Below are 13,301 nucleotides of genomic sequence, written 5' to 3'. Positions count from 1 at the left end.
CGCTTCGGCGGGGAAAGACGCTCAGTTCTCGATGGTGAACTGCACCCGGTCGGCCGCGAAACGGCTGATCGAATATTGCACCGGCACGCCGTCGAGATCGGTATTCATCGCCTTGGCGATCAGAAGGATGGCACCGGGAGTGAGTTCGAGGTCGGCCATATCGGCTGCACTCGCATGGGCGGCCGTTACCTCGGTCGTCGCCCGGACATAATCCGGCAGGCCGAGTTCGGCGAAAGCCTTGGTGATCGATTCCCCCGCCCGGTAGGCCTCGCCGATACCGGCGAAGCGTTCGGCCGGAAACCAGCTCGTCGCCCTTGAAACCGGCCGCTTGTCCGCCTGGCGCAATGTTTCCAGGCGGATCACCGGCTCACCCTGCTTCAGGCCCAGCCAGCGGGCGACCTCGGCACCCGCTTCCTCCTTCGCCTCATCGAGCAGAAGGCCGCGCATTTCACGCGCCTGATCGCCAATGCCGGCGGTAAAGCGCGTGCGCCTTGTGATCGGGAAATTCAGCCGCTCCTTGCGTTCGATCAGCGTGCCGCGACCTTGTACCGCACGGACGATCCCCTCCTGCGCCAGTGCCGCCAGCGCACTGCGCACCGTATGCCGGTTGACGCCGAATTGCACCGCCAACATGGTTTCCGGCGGTACCATTCCCGTTTCGTCATAGGCTCCGTTGCTGATCGCCTCGCGAATCCGATCGGCGATCTGGCGCCACAGCGCCACGCCGGTTTGCCTTTGCACCTGCTTCAATCCCGCCATTCCACCCCTGCCTGCTATTTCTCGCCTTCTGCATAATTCGATCCTGAAAACTATCCCGATTTCAGGATCGAATTATGCAGCAATTCAAAGTGCTGCAGCGTCCTTTGCGCGTCTGAGAAGACGCGCGGCGCTGTAGATGTCACACGCTTGTCACGACATCGATTTAGAGCTAAATGTATCTTGTATGGTTGTCTATATCAATAGACGTTTTAAGGGAAGCGGCGATGATACCAGCGGACAGGAAAGACGCTGCGTCACAGACGGCATCCGGGCGCAAACGCGCCGCCGATCTGCTGGCGCGTGCGGAACGCAGCGAACTCTTGGCGGTCTTCGATGCGCTGCCGCAAAAGCCTGTGACCCATCAGGTGCGCGGACCGGAGACCGGGCTGGTGATGGTGCGCGGACGCATCGGCGGCGGCGGCGCTCCCTTCAATCTTGGCGAAGTGACCGTGACGCGGGCCACGGTCCGGCTCGACACGGGCTCGGTCGGCCATGCGCAGGCGCTCGGCACCGACCGCGAGAAGGCCCGGCTTGCGGCGATCTTCGACGCGCTCTGGCAGGAGGACGCGACGAAGGATTTTGTCGAACAGGCACTGCTTTTGCCAATCGCCGAACGCATCGCCGATGCCGAACGCCGCAAGGCGGACGAGACGGCGGCGACACGCGTCGATTTCTTCACCATGGTGCGGGGAGACAACTGATGGGCCTGAAGACAGAAGCTCTGACCGGCGGCTTTGCCGAGCCGGTCTTCCATGCCCAGAGCGTCTTCAAGATGCTGATGGACGGCATGGCTCGCCCCGGCACGATCCAGACCGTTCAGCCCCATGTCGCTCCGCCGGCACCGCTCGGCATCGCCGCAGGCACGATCGCGCTGACGCTTTGCGACCACGACACGCCCGTCTGGCTTTCCCAGGGACTGGTGAAATCCGCCGTGCCGGAATGGCTCGGCTTCCATACCGGCGCGCCGTTGACCAGCGATAAGGCCGAGGCGCGCTTTGCCTTCACCGAGGCCGGCACCGCACTTTCCTCCTTCGGCCTCTTTGCATCAGGCACGCAGGAATATCCCGACCGCTCGACGACCGTTGTCATCGATCTCGCCGAACTCGCGGGAGGCCGCAGGCTGGCGCTGATGGGTCCGGGCATCCAAAGCGTGACGGAGATCGCGCCCATCGGCCTGCCGGAGACCTTCCTGCGGCTCTGGACCGAGAACCGTGCGCTCTTTCCGCGCGGCGTCGACATCGTGCTGACGGCGGGCAAGCGTTTCCTCTGCCTACCGCGCACCACCAAGATCACAGCAACGGAGATCTGAGCTCATGTATGTTGCCGTCAAGGGTGGCGAGGCCGCCATCGCCAATGCCCACCGCCTGCTGGCCGACCGCCGCCGCGGCGACCGTTCGCTGCCGGCGATCGGCATCGAACAGATCGTCGCGCAGCTGGCGCTCGCCGTCGATCGCGTCATGGCCGAGGCCTCGCTTTTCGACCGCACGCTCGCTGCACTTGCCATCCGCCAATCGCGGGGCGACATGATCGAGGCGATCTTCCTGCTGCGCGCCTACCGCACGACGCTGCCGCGTTTCGGCTATTCCAGGCCGCTCGACACGGCTGATATGACGATCGAACGCCGCATCTCGGCGACCTACAAGGATCTGCCGGGCGGCCAGCTCCTCGGTCCGACCTTCGACTATACCCACCGCCTGCTCGACCCCTCGCTGCTTTCTGACGAGGCGGTCGAGACGCCCGCTCAGCGTGCAGCCGAGATCGGCCGCGTCATGCGCGTCTCCGAAATCCTCGGCGAAGAGGGCCTGATCGAGGCCGACGGCGACATGCCGGAAGATCATGAGATCGGCGATCTGACCCGCGAGCCGATGGAATTCCCGATGACCCGCGATCTGCGCCTACAGGCGCTTGCCCGTGGCGACGAGGGCTTCCTGCTGGCGCTCGGTTATTCCACCCAGCGCGGCTACGGCCGTAACCACCCCTTCACCGGTGAAATCCGCATCGGCGACGTCGAGGTGGAATTCGACGTGCCGGAACTCGGTTTCGCCGTCTCGCTCGGCACGATCCAGATCACCGAATGCCAGATGGTCAACCAGTTCAAGGGTTCGGCCAAGGCGCCGCCGCAATTCACCCGCGGCTACGGCCTGGTCTTCGGCCAGAGCGAGCGCAAGGCGATGGCGATGTCGCTGGTCGACCGGGCGCTTCGCGCCGAAGAGCTCGGCGAGGATATCACCGCGCCGGCACAGGACGAGGAATTCGTCATCTCGCACTCCGACAACGTCCAGGCGACGGGCTTCGTCGAGCACCTGAAGCTTCCGCATTATGTGGATTTCCAGGCCGAACTCGATCTCGTCCGCCGCATGCGCCGCGAATTCGAAGCCGCCCGCAACGGTGGCGAAGACATGAAGGAAGCCGCCGAATGACCGATCTGGCCAGCTACAACTTCGCCTATCTCGACGAACAGACCAAACGGATGATCCGCCGGGCCATCCTGAAGGCAATCGCCATTCCCGGCTACCAGGTGCCCTTCGCCTCGCGCGAAATGCCGATGCCCTACGGCTGGGGCACCGGCGGGGTGCAGGTGACGGCCTCGATCATCGGACCTGATGACGTGCTGAAGGTCATCGACCAGGGCGCCGACGATACGACCAACGCCGTTTCCATCCGCGCCTTCTTCCAGAAGGTCGCCAATGTCGCGGTGACGACGCATACCAAGGATGCGACGATCATCCAGACGCGCCACCGCATTCCCGAAGAAAAGCTTGGGGTCGGGCAGGTGCTCGTCTACCAGGTGCCGATCCCCGAGCCGCTGCGCTTCCTCGAGCCGCGCGAGACCGAGACGCGCAAGATGCACGCGCTCGAAGAATACGGTCTCATGCATGTGAAGCTCTACGAGGATATCGCCCATAACGGCCGCATCTCGCGGACTTACGCCTATCCGGTGAAGGTCCACGGCCGCTATGTCATGGACCCGTCGCCGACGCCGAAATTCGACAATCCGAAGATGCACATGTCGGACGCGCTGCAGCTCTTCGGCGCCGGACGCGAGAAGCGCATCTATGCGGTTCCGCCCTATACCGACGTCGTCAGCCTGGATTTCGAGGACTATCCCTTCGATATCCAACGTTTCGATAAACCCTGCGCCCTTTGCGGTGCCGAGGATGTCTATCTCGACGAAGTGGTTCTCGACGACAAGGGCGGGCGGATGTTCGTCTGCTCCGACACCGATCATTGCGAAGACCGCCGCGCGCACGGACATGCCGGCGAGATGCTGGCCCGGGAGGCTGCAGAATGAGCGATACGCCGCTTCTCAAAGTCCACGACGTTTCGAAATTCTACGGCAACCGCATCGGCTGCCGCGACGTCTCCTTCGAGCTCTGGCCCGGCGAAGTGCTGGCCATCGTCGGCGAGTCCGGCTCCGGCAAGACGACGCTGCTCAACTGCCTCTCCACCCGGTTGCTGCCCAGCACCGGCAGCGTCGAATATCACATGCGCGACGGCAGCTACCGCGACCTCTACCGCATGAACGAGGCCGAGCGGCGCTTCCTGATGCGCACCGATTGGGGCTTCGTGCACCAGAATCCGGCCGATGGCCTGCGCATGACCGTCTCAGCCGGCGCCAATGTTGGCGAACGGCTGATGGCGATCGGCGACCGGCACTACGGCAAGATCCGCGCTTCGGCGATCGACTGGCTCGAACGCGTCGAGATCGACGCCGACCGCATCGACGATCAGCCGCGCGCCTTTTCCGGCGGCATGCGCCAGCGCCTGCAGATCGCCCGCAACCTCGTCACCGCGCCGCGCCTCGTCTTCATGGACGAGCCGACCGGCGGCCTCGACGTTTCGGTGCAGGCGCGCCTGCTCGATCTGGTCCGCGGCCTCGTCAACGATCTCGGTCTCTCGGCCATCATCGTCACCCACGATCTCGCCGTCGCCCGCCTGCTCTCGCACCGGATGATGGTGATGAAGGACGGCTACGTCATCGAACACGGGCTTACCGACCGCGTGCTCGACGATCCGCGCGAACCCTACACGCAGTTGCTCGTCTCCTCGATCCTGCAGGTCTGAGCGCTGCTGCATAATTCCTTAAATCGGAATCGATTTTAGGTAAAATTATGCAGCAATTCAGCATGTTACGTGTCCATTGCGCGTCCTTTCAGACGCGCGGCGAAACCAAGGAAGAAGAAATCATGGCAACGCCCCTCGTCGTTTCCGAAGTCTCGAAGAGCTTCACCATGCATCTGCGCGACGGCATCAAGCTACCTGTCGTCTCCGATGTCGCCTTCTCGGTTACATCGGGCGAATGCGTCGTGCTCGGTGGCCCATCGGGCATCGGCAAGAGCTCGCTGCTCAAGATGATCTACGGCAATTATGCCGTCGACACCGGCCAGATCCTCATCCGTCACAATGACCGCATCGTCGATCTCGCCTCCGCCGATCCGCGCACCGTGCTCAACGTCCGCCGCGATACGCTCGGCTATGTCAGCCAGTTCCTGCGCACCGTGCCGCGCGTCGCGGCGATCGACGTGGTTGCCGAACCGCTGGTGGCACGCGGCGAGGACGCCGTCACCGCGCGGGAAAAGGCGGGCGCCCTGCTTGCCAGGCTCAATCTGCCGGAAACGCTCTGGCAGCTTCCGCCCGCCACCTTCTCCGGCGGCGAGCAGCAACGCGTCAACATCGCGCGCGGCTTCATCACCGAGCATACGATCCTGCTTCTCGACGAACCCACAGCCTCACTCGATGCCAGGAACCGTGCCGTCGTCGTCGGCATGATCGCGGAAAAGAAGACGGCGGGGGTGGCCCTTCTCGGCATCTTCCACGACGAAGAGGTGCGCGAAGCCGTCGCCGACCGCATCCTCGACGTCCAGCAATTCTCACCGAGAAAGATCGCTGCATGAGCCGCAAGCTGGGTATCGAGCCCTATTTTCATGAGACGGCGTCCGTCAGCGATTCCACCTTCGGGCGCTATACGGAGGTCTCTGAACGCTGCCGCATCAGCGAGGCCACGTTCGGCGACTATTCCTACATCATGCAGGACGGCTCCGTCTGGTGTGCGACGATCGGCAAGTTCGTCAATATCGCCGCCGCCGTGCGTATCAACGCCACCAACCATCCGACCTGGCGCGCGACACTGCATCATTTCACCTATCGCGCCGCCGACTACTGGCCGGACGGCGACATGGAGACGGACTTCTTCGCCTGGCGGCGCGCAAATCGCGTGACGATCGGCAATGACATCTGGATCGGCCACGGGGCGACGATCCTGCCGGGCGTCAACGTCGGCAACGGCGCGGTGGTCGGAGCCGGCGCCGTCGTCTCGAAGGACGTCGCGCCCTATACGATCGTCGGCGGCGTGCCGGCAAAGCTCATCCGCGAGCGCTTTCCAAGAGAGGTCGGCGAACGGATGGACAGGCTTTCCTGGTGGGACTGGGAGCACGACCGGCTACGCCAGGCGCTCTCCGACTTCCGCAACCTGAGCGCGGAAGATTTCCTATCCCGTTACGGCGGTTAAACCCCCGATATAGGGGCGGAGAATTGTGACAGGACTTACACAAATATGACATGTGAGGTTCATCAAGCGGGACTAATGCGATGCTGACCAAGGCCTGGATCGCAAGGGAAGAGCATGATGTTCGAGCTGAAGAATGTCACACGTCGTTTCGGAAAAAAGCTCGCCGTCGATTCCGTCACCCTCGCCATTCCTCAGGGCCAGATGGTCGGCATCATCGGCCGCTCCGGCGCCGGCAAGTCGACGCTACTACGCATGATCAACCGCCTTCAGGAGCCGAGCTCCGGCTCCATTCATTTCGCCGGCGTCGAGGTCTCCGGGCTTCGCGGCCAGGCGTTGCGCAACTGGCAGCGCGACTGCGCGATGATCTTCCAGCAGTTCAACCTGGTGCCGCGCCTCGACGTCCTCACCAATGTCATGCTTGGCCGCCTCAATCATCGCTCGACGCTTATGAGCCTGCTCAACATCTTCACCCGCGAGGAACGCGTGCATGCCATCGCGGCACTCGAACGCCTCGGCATCGAGCAGACGGCGTTGCAGGCAGCCGGAACGCTTTCCGGCGGCCAGCAGCAGCGCGTGGCGATCGCCCGCGCGCTGATGCAGAACCCGAAGATGGTTCTCGCCGATGAGCCGATCGCCTCGCTCGATCCGCTGAACGCCAAGATTGTCATGGATGCGCTGCGCGATATCAACGAGCGCGAGGGCATCACCGTCATCACCAACCTTCACACGCTCGACACCGCCCGCAACTATTGTGAGCGCATCGTCGGCATGGCCGGTGGCCGCGTCGTCTTCGACGGCAAACCCTCGGAGCTGACGGCCGAAGCGGTGAAGGAAATCTACGGGACGGACAAGGACGGCGCCGGCATCGACGAAACGGTGACCTCGACATCGATCAATATCGCCCCCGAGCGGGCAGACCATCAATCCGCCGGCACACAGCCGCTGGCGCTGGCCGGCCTCTGAGAGAGGCAGCCGCGATCGAGCGCCCGCGTCAAGGGCACACTTCTTCGTAACGGGAAGGCCGGGGACACCGGTCAATAGGAGAGAACATGTTGAAGAAAGCACTCTTTGCGGCAACGGCGCTCTTCGCGCTCGCCGGCGCTGCCCACGCTGCAGACCTCAAGGAATTCCGCATCGGCATCCTCGGCGGCGAAAACGAAACCGACCGCCTGCGCAACTATGCCTGCCTTGCCGACCATCTGAAGCAGGAATTCGGCTTCGAGAAGGTTTCGCTCTTCCCGGCCGCCGACTATGACGGCGTAATCCAGGGCCTGCTCGGTGGCACGCTCGATTTCGCCGAACTCGGCGCCTCCGGCTACGCCGCCGTCTACATCAAGGATTCGAAGGCTGTCACGCCGATCCTGACGACGCAGCAGAAGGACGGCTCGACGGGTTATTACTCGATCGGCCTTGCTCTGAAGTCCTCCGGCATCAACTCCATCAAGGACGCCAAGGGCAAGAAGCTCGGCTACGCCGATCCGGATTCCACCTCGGGCTACCTCGTTCCGCTGACGCAGATCCCGAAGGACACGGGCATGCCGAACGACAAGTTCTTCGCCTCGACCCAGTTCAACGGCGGTCACGAGAACAACCTTCTCGCTGCCTATGACGGCAAGGTCGACATTGCCGTCGACGATAGCTCGGGCATCGGCGACTTCAAGGACGGCTACACCTCCGGTACCTTCCGCAAGGAAGTCGACAAGGGCGCCGTCGACCCGAACAAGCTGGTCGAAGTATGGCGTTCGCCGCTGATCCCGAACGGCCCGCTCGTCGTTCGCAACGCTCTCGGCGAAGAGTGGCAGACGAAGCTTGCAGCCTTCTTCACGGCTCTGCCGGAGAAGGATCACAAGTGCTTCGCCGCTGTCGAAGGCGGCGACTACAAGGGCTACGCGCCTGTCAAGCACGACTTCTACAATGCCGTCGTCGACGTCCGCAAAGCTGCCATAGGCGGCTGATCGAGCCGTTTCGAATTGGGGGCGGCCGGCGACGGCCGCCCTCTATCTTTTGACTACGGCGCCGCGCGTCTTAGACGCGCAGAGGACGCTGTAGCACTTCGAATTGCTGCATAATTCTATCCTCAAATCGATTCCGATTTGAGGATAGAATTATGAAGTAGGCGAGGCGTTGATGACTATTGCCGATACACAGCCGCACATGCAGAGCACCAAGGAAATCGGCACCGCCTGGGACCGGATGGTCGCCAAGCGCCGCTTCTATACCATCCTCGGCCTGGTTATCCTCATTGCGGCTTTCGTCAGCTCCGTCCGCTTCGCCGACGAGAGCAATGCCGGCCATTTCTTCGACCGGCTGCCGCATCTCTTCGACTTCCTGAGCTGGCTCATCCCCAGGGATTGGCACGACGTCTGGCGCGCGCTGTTTGATATAGCGAGCGTCAACGACAAGGGCGGCGAGGAATTCAATTTCGACAGGGGCCGCGTCTACGTCTGGGGCGCCTTCTACATTCCCGAATATTTCGAGCTGATGATCGTCACCATCAACGTCGCGCTGATCTCGACGATCGTCGCCTTCGTCTTTGCCGTCCCATTGAGCTTCTTTGCCGCGCGCAACCTGACGAATTCATGGCCGTTGCGCATCTTCACCAAGCGGCTGATGGAGTTCCTGCGCGCCTTCCCTGAAATCGTCATAGCCGGGCTGTTTTCGGCGATCCTGTCGATCGGGCCGGTCGCCGCCATCATCGCCATCACCCTGCACACGATCGGCGCGCTCGGCAAACTCTTCTACGAAGTGGCCGAAAATATCGACATGAAGCCTCACGAGGGCATGAAAGCCGTGGGCGCCAACTGGTGGGAACGCGTGCGCTTTGCCGCCCTGCCGCAAGTGCTGCCGAATTTCACCTCCTATGCGCTGCTGCGCCTTGAGATTAACGTGCGCGCCTCGACCATCATCGGCGCCGTCGGCGGCGGCGGCATCGGCGAGGAGCTGAAGCTCTCGATCTCGCGCGGCTTCGGCGCCAAGACGGTGGCGCTCGTTCTGCTGCTGTTCGTGACGATCGTCGCCGTCGACCAGTTCTCCGCATGGCTGCGCCGCCGCCTCGTCGGCGAGCACGCCTTCCTCCTGCAACATTGAGGCCGCCATGACGGTGATCGACGCAAACCGCATGCATGAGATAGAAACGCGCTATCCGGAATATTTCCACCGGTCGTTCCGCCAGCGTTTCGGCGGGCTGATGATCCTCATCGCGACACTGCTCTACAGCCTCTATGCCGTCTGGTTCTTCGACCTGCCCAAGCTTTTTGCCGAAGCCCATTGGGAGCGCGTCGGCATCTATCTCAGCCAATGGGTGAGCTACGACGTTCAGCCGGAATTCCGCATCGGGAATGACGGCTCGATCGATATCCGTTATCCGCGCTTCTCGCCGCTCGGCGACAATCCGCATCCGGACTGGCTGGTCAACAATCCCGACGGCAGCATCACCGTCTCGATCAGCGGCACCAGCGGCAGCGTCACCGTCTCGAAGAGCGAGACGATCGTCACCGCGCATGGCGTCAGCGTCCCGGTGGAAGTTTCGAGCGGCGCGCCGAAAGTCGTCGGACCGGTACCCGGCTGGATGACAGTCTATGATGACAACGTGCTGGCGGATCTCGGCTTTGCCGGCAATGTCAGCATCTCAGTCGACCGGGTGAAGATCCGCAAACGTTTCATCGGCTGGGCGAATTTCATCTTCGACACGCAATCATCCTTCTTCGACAAGCCGTTCGGGGAGGTCGTCAGCCTCATCGTCTCCGGCCCGCGCATCAAGCCCGACCAATCCAACCTGTCGCTCGCCTTCGACGATATCTGGAACAACAGCGAATGGCAGCACGGCGACGTCTGGACCAAGCTTTTCCAGACGATCGTCATGGCGTTCCTCGGAACGCTGCTCGGCTCGCTTACCGCCTTTCCGCTCGCCTTCCTGGCAGCGCGCAACATCACGCCGAACCGCCTGCTGAACCAGATCCTGAAGCGCTTCTTCGATTTCCTGCGCTCGGTCGATATGCTGATCTGGGCGCTGTTCCTGACGCGCGCCTTCGGGCCCGGCCCGCTCGCCGGCAGCGGTGCGATCTTCCTCACCGAGACCGGCACGCTCGGCAAGCTCTATTCCGAAGGCCTCGAGAATATCGACAATAAGCCGCGGGAAGGCATCAAATCAACAGGCGCTCAGACCGTGCTCGTTCATCGTTATGGCATTATGCCGCAGATCGTTCCCGTCTTCGTCAGCCAGACGCTCTACCAATGGGAATCGAACGTGCGCGGCGCGACCATTATCGGCGCTGTCGGCGCCGGCGGCATCGGCCTCAAGCTGTGGGAGGCCATGCGCACCAACGCCAACTGGGAAAACGTCGCCTACATGGTCATTCTGATCCTGATCGTCGTCTTCATTTTCGACGCCGCCTCGAACGCGTTGCGCCACCGGCTGATGGGCACGAAAGCCCACTGATCCATCCATCAAAGCAGTGGCGCCGCTGCCGCCATCATCATTCTGTCACGGAAATCTTTTAGCCGGGAGCCTGCTTGCGGTTCGCCGCCAAATCACTGCACAGTGCCCTCCCCGTTTGGACGATCTCCAGGATAAAAGCCTTGCGCTACGCTCTCTATTTCTCGCCGCCGAAGGATGATCCCCTGACCGGCGCGGCCTCGCTCTGGCTCGGCCGCAGTGCTTTCACCGGCGAGACCTACCCTGCACCGGAATATGAGCAACTGGGGGCGGCAGAACAGTTCGAGCTGACCGCCGACCCGCGCCGTTACGGCTTTCACGCCACGATCAAGGCGCCCTTTTCCCTCGCCTCCTCGGTCACCGAGGAGGATCTCATGACCGTTGCCGAGGATTTTGCCCAGCGCACGCAAGCCTTCGAGATTCCTGAGCTCGTGCTCGGCCAGCTCGGCCGTTTTTTTGCCCTCGTTCCCGGTTCACTTCATCAACCTCTTCAGGATTTCGCCGCGAAAGTGGTAAGGTCCTTCGAACCGTTCCGGGCGGCGCTTTCCGAGGCCGATATGGCGCGGCGCAATCCGGAGAAGCTCAGCGACAGCCAGCGCGCCCATCTGCAGCGCTGGGGTTATCCTTACGTCATGGAGGATTTCGGCTTTCACATGACGCTGAGCGGCCAAGTGCCCGAGACACGTGCTCAGGTGATGAAAGCGATCCTAACAGAGCGTTTTGCCGATTTCATCGGCCGGCCGCTTTCGATTTCCGGCCTTGCCGTCTTCATCGAGGAGACGCGCGGTGCCCCGTTCAAAGTTCATTCCTGGCTGCCGCTTGCCGGCGCCAAAAGCTGAAAGACCTGACGACATGAGCAAAGAGACCGTGTTTTCCAACGCCCGCATCGTTCTCGAGGATGACATCCTCTCAGGCTCGATCCTCATCCGCGACGGGAAGATTGCCGACATCTCCGAGGGCAACTCGGTAGCCGGCGAAGATTTCGAAGGCGACTACGTCATTCCAGGCCTTGTCGAGCTGCACACCGATCATCTCGAAGGCCATTATCAACCGCGTCCCGGCATTCGCTGGAACAAGACCGCCGCAGTTCAAGCGCATGACGCCCAGATCGTCACGTCAGGCATCACGACGGTGTTCGACTGCCTGCGCATGGGTGCGGACGAGGACGGCGGCTTCGAACATGGCGAGATGCGCGAGATGGCGGACGCCATCCAATCGGCGGAGAAGGAAGGCAGGCTGCGCGCCGAGCACCTCATCCACCTTCGCTGCGAGGTCTCGGCCGACAACGTGCTCGAACACTTCGGCGATTTCGAAAACGACCGGCATGTGCGGCTCGTCTCGCTGATGGATCATGCACCCGGCCAGCGGCAATTCCAGACGATGGACCAATATATCTTCTACTACCAGAAGAAGCGGGGCCTGAGCGACGAGGCTTTCGCCCGTTTCGTTGCCAAGCGTCAGGCAGAATCGGCGCGCAATTCGACGCCGCATCGCAACGCCATCGCCAAGGTCTGCGCCGAGCGCGGCATCACCGTGGCTAGCCACGATGACGCGACGCTCTCGCATGTCGACGAGGCAATTGACAACGGTGTGCGCCTGGCCGAGTTCCCGACCAGTTTCGACGCCGCCCGGGCGTCGCACGAACATGGCATGAGCGTGCTGATGGGCGCGCCGAACATCGTGCGCGGCAAATCCCATTCCGGCAACATCGCCGCCCGCGACCTTGCCGAGATGGGCGTGCTCGACGTGCTTTCCTCCGACTACGTGCCGCTCAGCCTGCTGCATGCGCCCTTCATTCTCGCCGATGAGGTGGAGAGCATCAGCCTGCCGAAGGCGATCGCCATGGTGACGTCGACGCCCGCCCGCACCGTCAGCCTCGACGATCGCGGCCGGCTCGCAACCGGGCTGCGCGCCGATCTTGTCCGCGTCCATCGTTCGCACGGCGTGCCGGTGACACGCTCCGTCTGGCGCCAGGGACGCCGTGTCGCATGATGCCGCACGAACCCCACGCAGGAGCCGGTGCCGAGCGCGGCATCATGGTCGTTGTCGTCGGTCCGAGCGGTGCTGGCAAGGACACGCTGATGAACCTCGCCGCCCGGCGTTTTGCCGGCCGTGAGAACGTGCATTTCGTCCGCCGCGTCATCACCCGCCACCGCGATGCCGGCGGCGAGGACCATCTTTCCGTCTCCCTCCAAGGGTTTGCCGCCATGGAGCAATCAGGCTCCTTCGCCGTCTGGTGGGAAGCGCACGGCCTGAAATACGGTATTCCCGCCGAGGTCTCGGTGGCGCTGTCCAGAGGCCATGTCGTTGTCGCCAACGGCTCGCGCTCGGCGCTTCACCGCTTCCAGGCCGCCTTCCCGCGGCTGAAAGTCATCAACGTCACCGCCCGCCCCGAAGTGCTTGCCGGCCGGCTGGAGGCGCGCGGACGCGAGACGCATGAAGATATCATGGCCCGGCTCGCCCGCGGACCGCTGACGGTGCGCGGCGAATATGACGTGGTGGAGCTCGACAATAGCGGCTCGCTCGAAGAGGCAGAGCAGAAGATGATCGAGATCCTGGACGGATTGCTGACCAAGGCGCATTGACCAGGCTCGAGGG

At 62.8% G+C, this 13,301-nt stretch carries 15 protein-coding genes; 14 read left to right on the top strand and 1 reads right to left on the bottom strand.

Going from position 1 to position 13,301, the window contains the following annotated elements; translation table 11 throughout:
* Nucleotides 1-21 precede the first annotated feature (21 nt).
* Nucleotides 22-759, bottom strand: coding sequence for a phosphonate metabolism transcriptional regulator PhnF (gene phnF / locus BS629_RS32355; RefSeq protein ID WP_018244309.1), 738 nt, complete (start codon nucleotides 757-759; stop codon nucleotides 22-24).
* A 224-nt stretch (nucleotides 760-983) separates the two neighbouring features.
* Here phnF and phnG point away from each other — a divergent pair, with 224 nt between their 5' ends.
* The 14 genes from phnG (at nucleotide 984) to phnN (ending at nucleotide 13,288) form a co-directional block, all read left to right on the top strand.
* Nucleotides 984-1,460, top strand: a complete 477-nt coding sequence (phnG, locus tag BS629_RS32350) for a phosphonate C-P lyase system protein PhnG (RefSeq protein WP_018244308.1) — start codon at nucleotides 984-986, stop codon at nucleotides 1,458-1,460.
* A complete protein-coding gene (phnH, locus tag BS629_RS32345) occupies nucleotides 1,460-2,068 on the top strand; it encodes a phosphonate C-P lyase system protein PhnH (protein ID WP_018244307.1) in 609 nt (202 codons plus the stop codon). Before phnG ends, phnH begins: the two co-directional genes overlap by 1 nt.
* Before the next feature lie 4 nt (nucleotides 2,069-2,072).
* Entirely contained in the window at nucleotides 2,073-3,179 is a 1,107-nt protein-coding gene (locus tag BS629_RS32340; protein ID WP_018244306.1) for a carbon-phosphorus lyase complex subunit, read from the top strand.
* A complete protein-coding gene (locus BS629_RS32335; RefSeq protein ID WP_003544415.1) occupies nucleotides 3,176-4,051 on the top strand; it encodes an alpha-D-ribose 1-methylphosphonate 5-phosphate C-P-lyase PhnJ in 876 nt (291 codons plus the stop codon). Before BS629_RS32340 ends, BS629_RS32335 begins: the two co-directional genes overlap by 4 nt.
* Nucleotides 4,048-4,824, top strand: coding sequence for a phosphonate C-P lyase system protein PhnK (gene phnK, locus BS629_RS32330; protein WP_018244305.1), 777 nt, complete (start codon nucleotides 4,048-4,050; stop codon nucleotides 4,822-4,824). The genes BS629_RS32335 and phnK overlap by 4 nt, the downstream gene beginning before the upstream one ends.
* 122 nt (nucleotides 4,825-4,946) lie before the next feature.
* Complete coding sequence (gene phnL / locus BS629_RS32325; protein WP_026188578.1) at nucleotides 4,947-5,654, top strand: phosphonate C-P lyase system protein PhnL; 708 nt, start codon at nucleotides 4,947-4,949, stop codon at nucleotides 5,652-5,654.
* A complete protein-coding gene (locus BS629_RS32320; protein ID WP_018244303.1) occupies nucleotides 5,651-6,268 on the top strand; it encodes an LbetaH domain-containing protein in 618 nt (205 codons plus the stop codon). Before phnL ends, BS629_RS32320 begins: the two co-directional genes overlap by 4 nt.
* A 117-nt stretch (nucleotides 6,269-6,385) precedes the next feature.
* The gene (gene phnC, locus BS629_RS32315; RefSeq protein ID WP_032981350.1) at nucleotides 6,386-7,231 is read left to right on the top strand and encodes a phosphonate ABC transporter ATP-binding protein; all 846 of its coding nucleotides are present in this window, start codon (nucleotides 6,386-6,388) and stop codon (nucleotides 7,229-7,231) included.
* 86 nt (nucleotides 7,232-7,317) lie between these two features.
* Nucleotides 7,318-8,223 (top strand): phosphonate ABC transporter substrate-binding protein, encoded by a 906-nt coding sequence (phnD, locus tag BS629_RS32310; protein ID WP_077988765.1) that lies wholly within the window; start codon nucleotides 7,318-7,320, stop codon nucleotides 8,221-8,223.
* Between the two features lie 172 nt (nucleotides 8,224-8,395).
* Nucleotides 8,396-9,355 (top strand): phosphonate ABC transporter, permease protein PhnE, encoded by a 960-nt coding sequence (gene phnE, locus BS629_RS32305; protein WP_018244300.1) that lies wholly within the window; start codon nucleotides 8,396-8,398, stop codon nucleotides 9,353-9,355.
* 7 nt (nucleotides 9,356-9,362) lie between these two features.
* Nucleotides 9,363-10,706: a phosphonate ABC transporter, permease protein PhnE gene (gene phnE / locus BS629_RS32300; RefSeq protein WP_018244299.1), complete on the top strand. Its 1,344-nt coding sequence runs from the start codon at nucleotides 9,363-9,365 to the stop codon at nucleotides 10,704-10,706.
* A gap of 140 nt (nucleotides 10,707-10,846) precedes the next feature.
* Nucleotides 10,847-11,542 (top strand): DUF1045 domain-containing protein, encoded by a 696-nt coding sequence (locus BS629_RS32295; protein ID WP_018244298.1) that lies wholly within the window; start codon nucleotides 10,847-10,849, stop codon nucleotides 11,540-11,542.
* Between the two features lie 13 nt (nucleotides 11,543-11,555).
* Complete coding sequence (locus BS629_RS32290; protein WP_026188577.1) at nucleotides 11,556-12,695, top strand: alpha-D-ribose 1-methylphosphonate 5-triphosphate diphosphatase; 1,140 nt, start codon at nucleotides 11,556-11,558, stop codon at nucleotides 12,693-12,695.
* Nucleotides 12,692-13,288, top strand: coding sequence for a phosphonate metabolism protein/1,5-bisphosphokinase (PRPP-forming) PhnN (gene phnN / locus BS629_RS32285; protein WP_018244296.1), 597 nt, complete (start codon nucleotides 12,692-12,694; stop codon nucleotides 13,286-13,288). Before BS629_RS32290 ends, phnN begins: the two co-directional genes overlap by 4 nt.
* Nucleotides 13,289-13,301: the final 13 nt, after the last annotated feature.

It is taken from the genome of Rhizobium leguminosarum bv. viciae USDA 2370 (genome assembly GCF_002008365.1).
GTDB classification, from domain to species: Bacteria; Pseudomonadota; Alphaproteobacteria; order Rhizobiales; family Rhizobiaceae; genus Rhizobium; species Rhizobium leguminosarum.
This window is presented reverse-complemented; position numbering and strand designations above follow the sequence as displayed.

Excerpts from the sequence above, each read along its gene's own strand:
- phnF (WP_018244309.1), bottom strand. The coding sequence starts at position 759 with ATGGCGGGATTGAAGCAGGTGCAAAGGCAAACCGGCGTGGCGCTGTGG.
- phnG (WP_018244308.1), top strand. The coding sequence starts at position 984 with ATGATACCAGCGGACAGGAAAGACGCTGCGTCACAGACGGCATCCGGG.
- phnH (WP_018244307.1), top strand. The coding sequence starts at position 1,460 with ATGGGCCTGAAGACAGAAGCTCTGACCGGCGGCTTTGCCGAGCCGGTC.
- BS629_RS32340 (WP_018244306.1), top strand. The coding sequence starts at position 2,073 with ATGTATGTTGCCGTCAAGGGTGGCGAGGCCGCCATCGCCAATGCCCAC.
- BS629_RS32335 (WP_003544415.1), top strand. The coding sequence starts at position 3,176 with ATGACCGATCTGGCCAGCTACAACTTCGCCTATCTCGACGAACAGACC.
- phnK (WP_018244305.1), top strand. The coding sequence starts at position 4,048 with ATGAGCGATACGCCGCTTCTCAAAGTCCACGACGTTTCGAAATTCTAC.
- phnL (WP_026188578.1), top strand. The coding sequence starts at position 4,947 with ATGGCAACGCCCCTCGTCGTTTCCGAAGTCTCGAAGAGCTTCACCATG.
- BS629_RS32320 (WP_018244303.1), top strand. The coding sequence starts at position 5,651 with ATGAGCCGCAAGCTGGGTATCGAGCCCTATTTTCATGAGACGGCGTCC.
- phnC (WP_032981350.1), top strand. The coding sequence starts at position 6,386 with ATGTTCGAGCTGAAGAATGTCACACGTCGTTTCGGAAAAAAGCTCGCC.
- phnD (WP_077988765.1), top strand. The coding sequence starts at position 7,318 with ATGTTGAAGAAAGCACTCTTTGCGGCAACGGCGCTCTTCGCGCTCGCC.
- phnE (WP_018244300.1), top strand. The coding sequence starts at position 8,396 with ATGACTATTGCCGATACACAGCCGCACATGCAGAGCACCAAGGAAATC.
- phnE (WP_018244299.1), top strand. The coding sequence starts at position 9,363 with ATGACGGTGATCGACGCAAACCGCATGCATGAGATAGAAACGCGCTAT.
- BS629_RS32290 (WP_026188577.1), top strand. The coding sequence starts at position 11,556 with ATGAGCAAAGAGACCGTGTTTTCCAACGCCCGCATCGTTCTCGAGGAT.
- phnN (WP_018244296.1), top strand. The coding sequence starts at position 12,692 with ATGATGCCGCACGAACCCCACGCAGGAGCCGGTGCCGAGCGCGGCATC.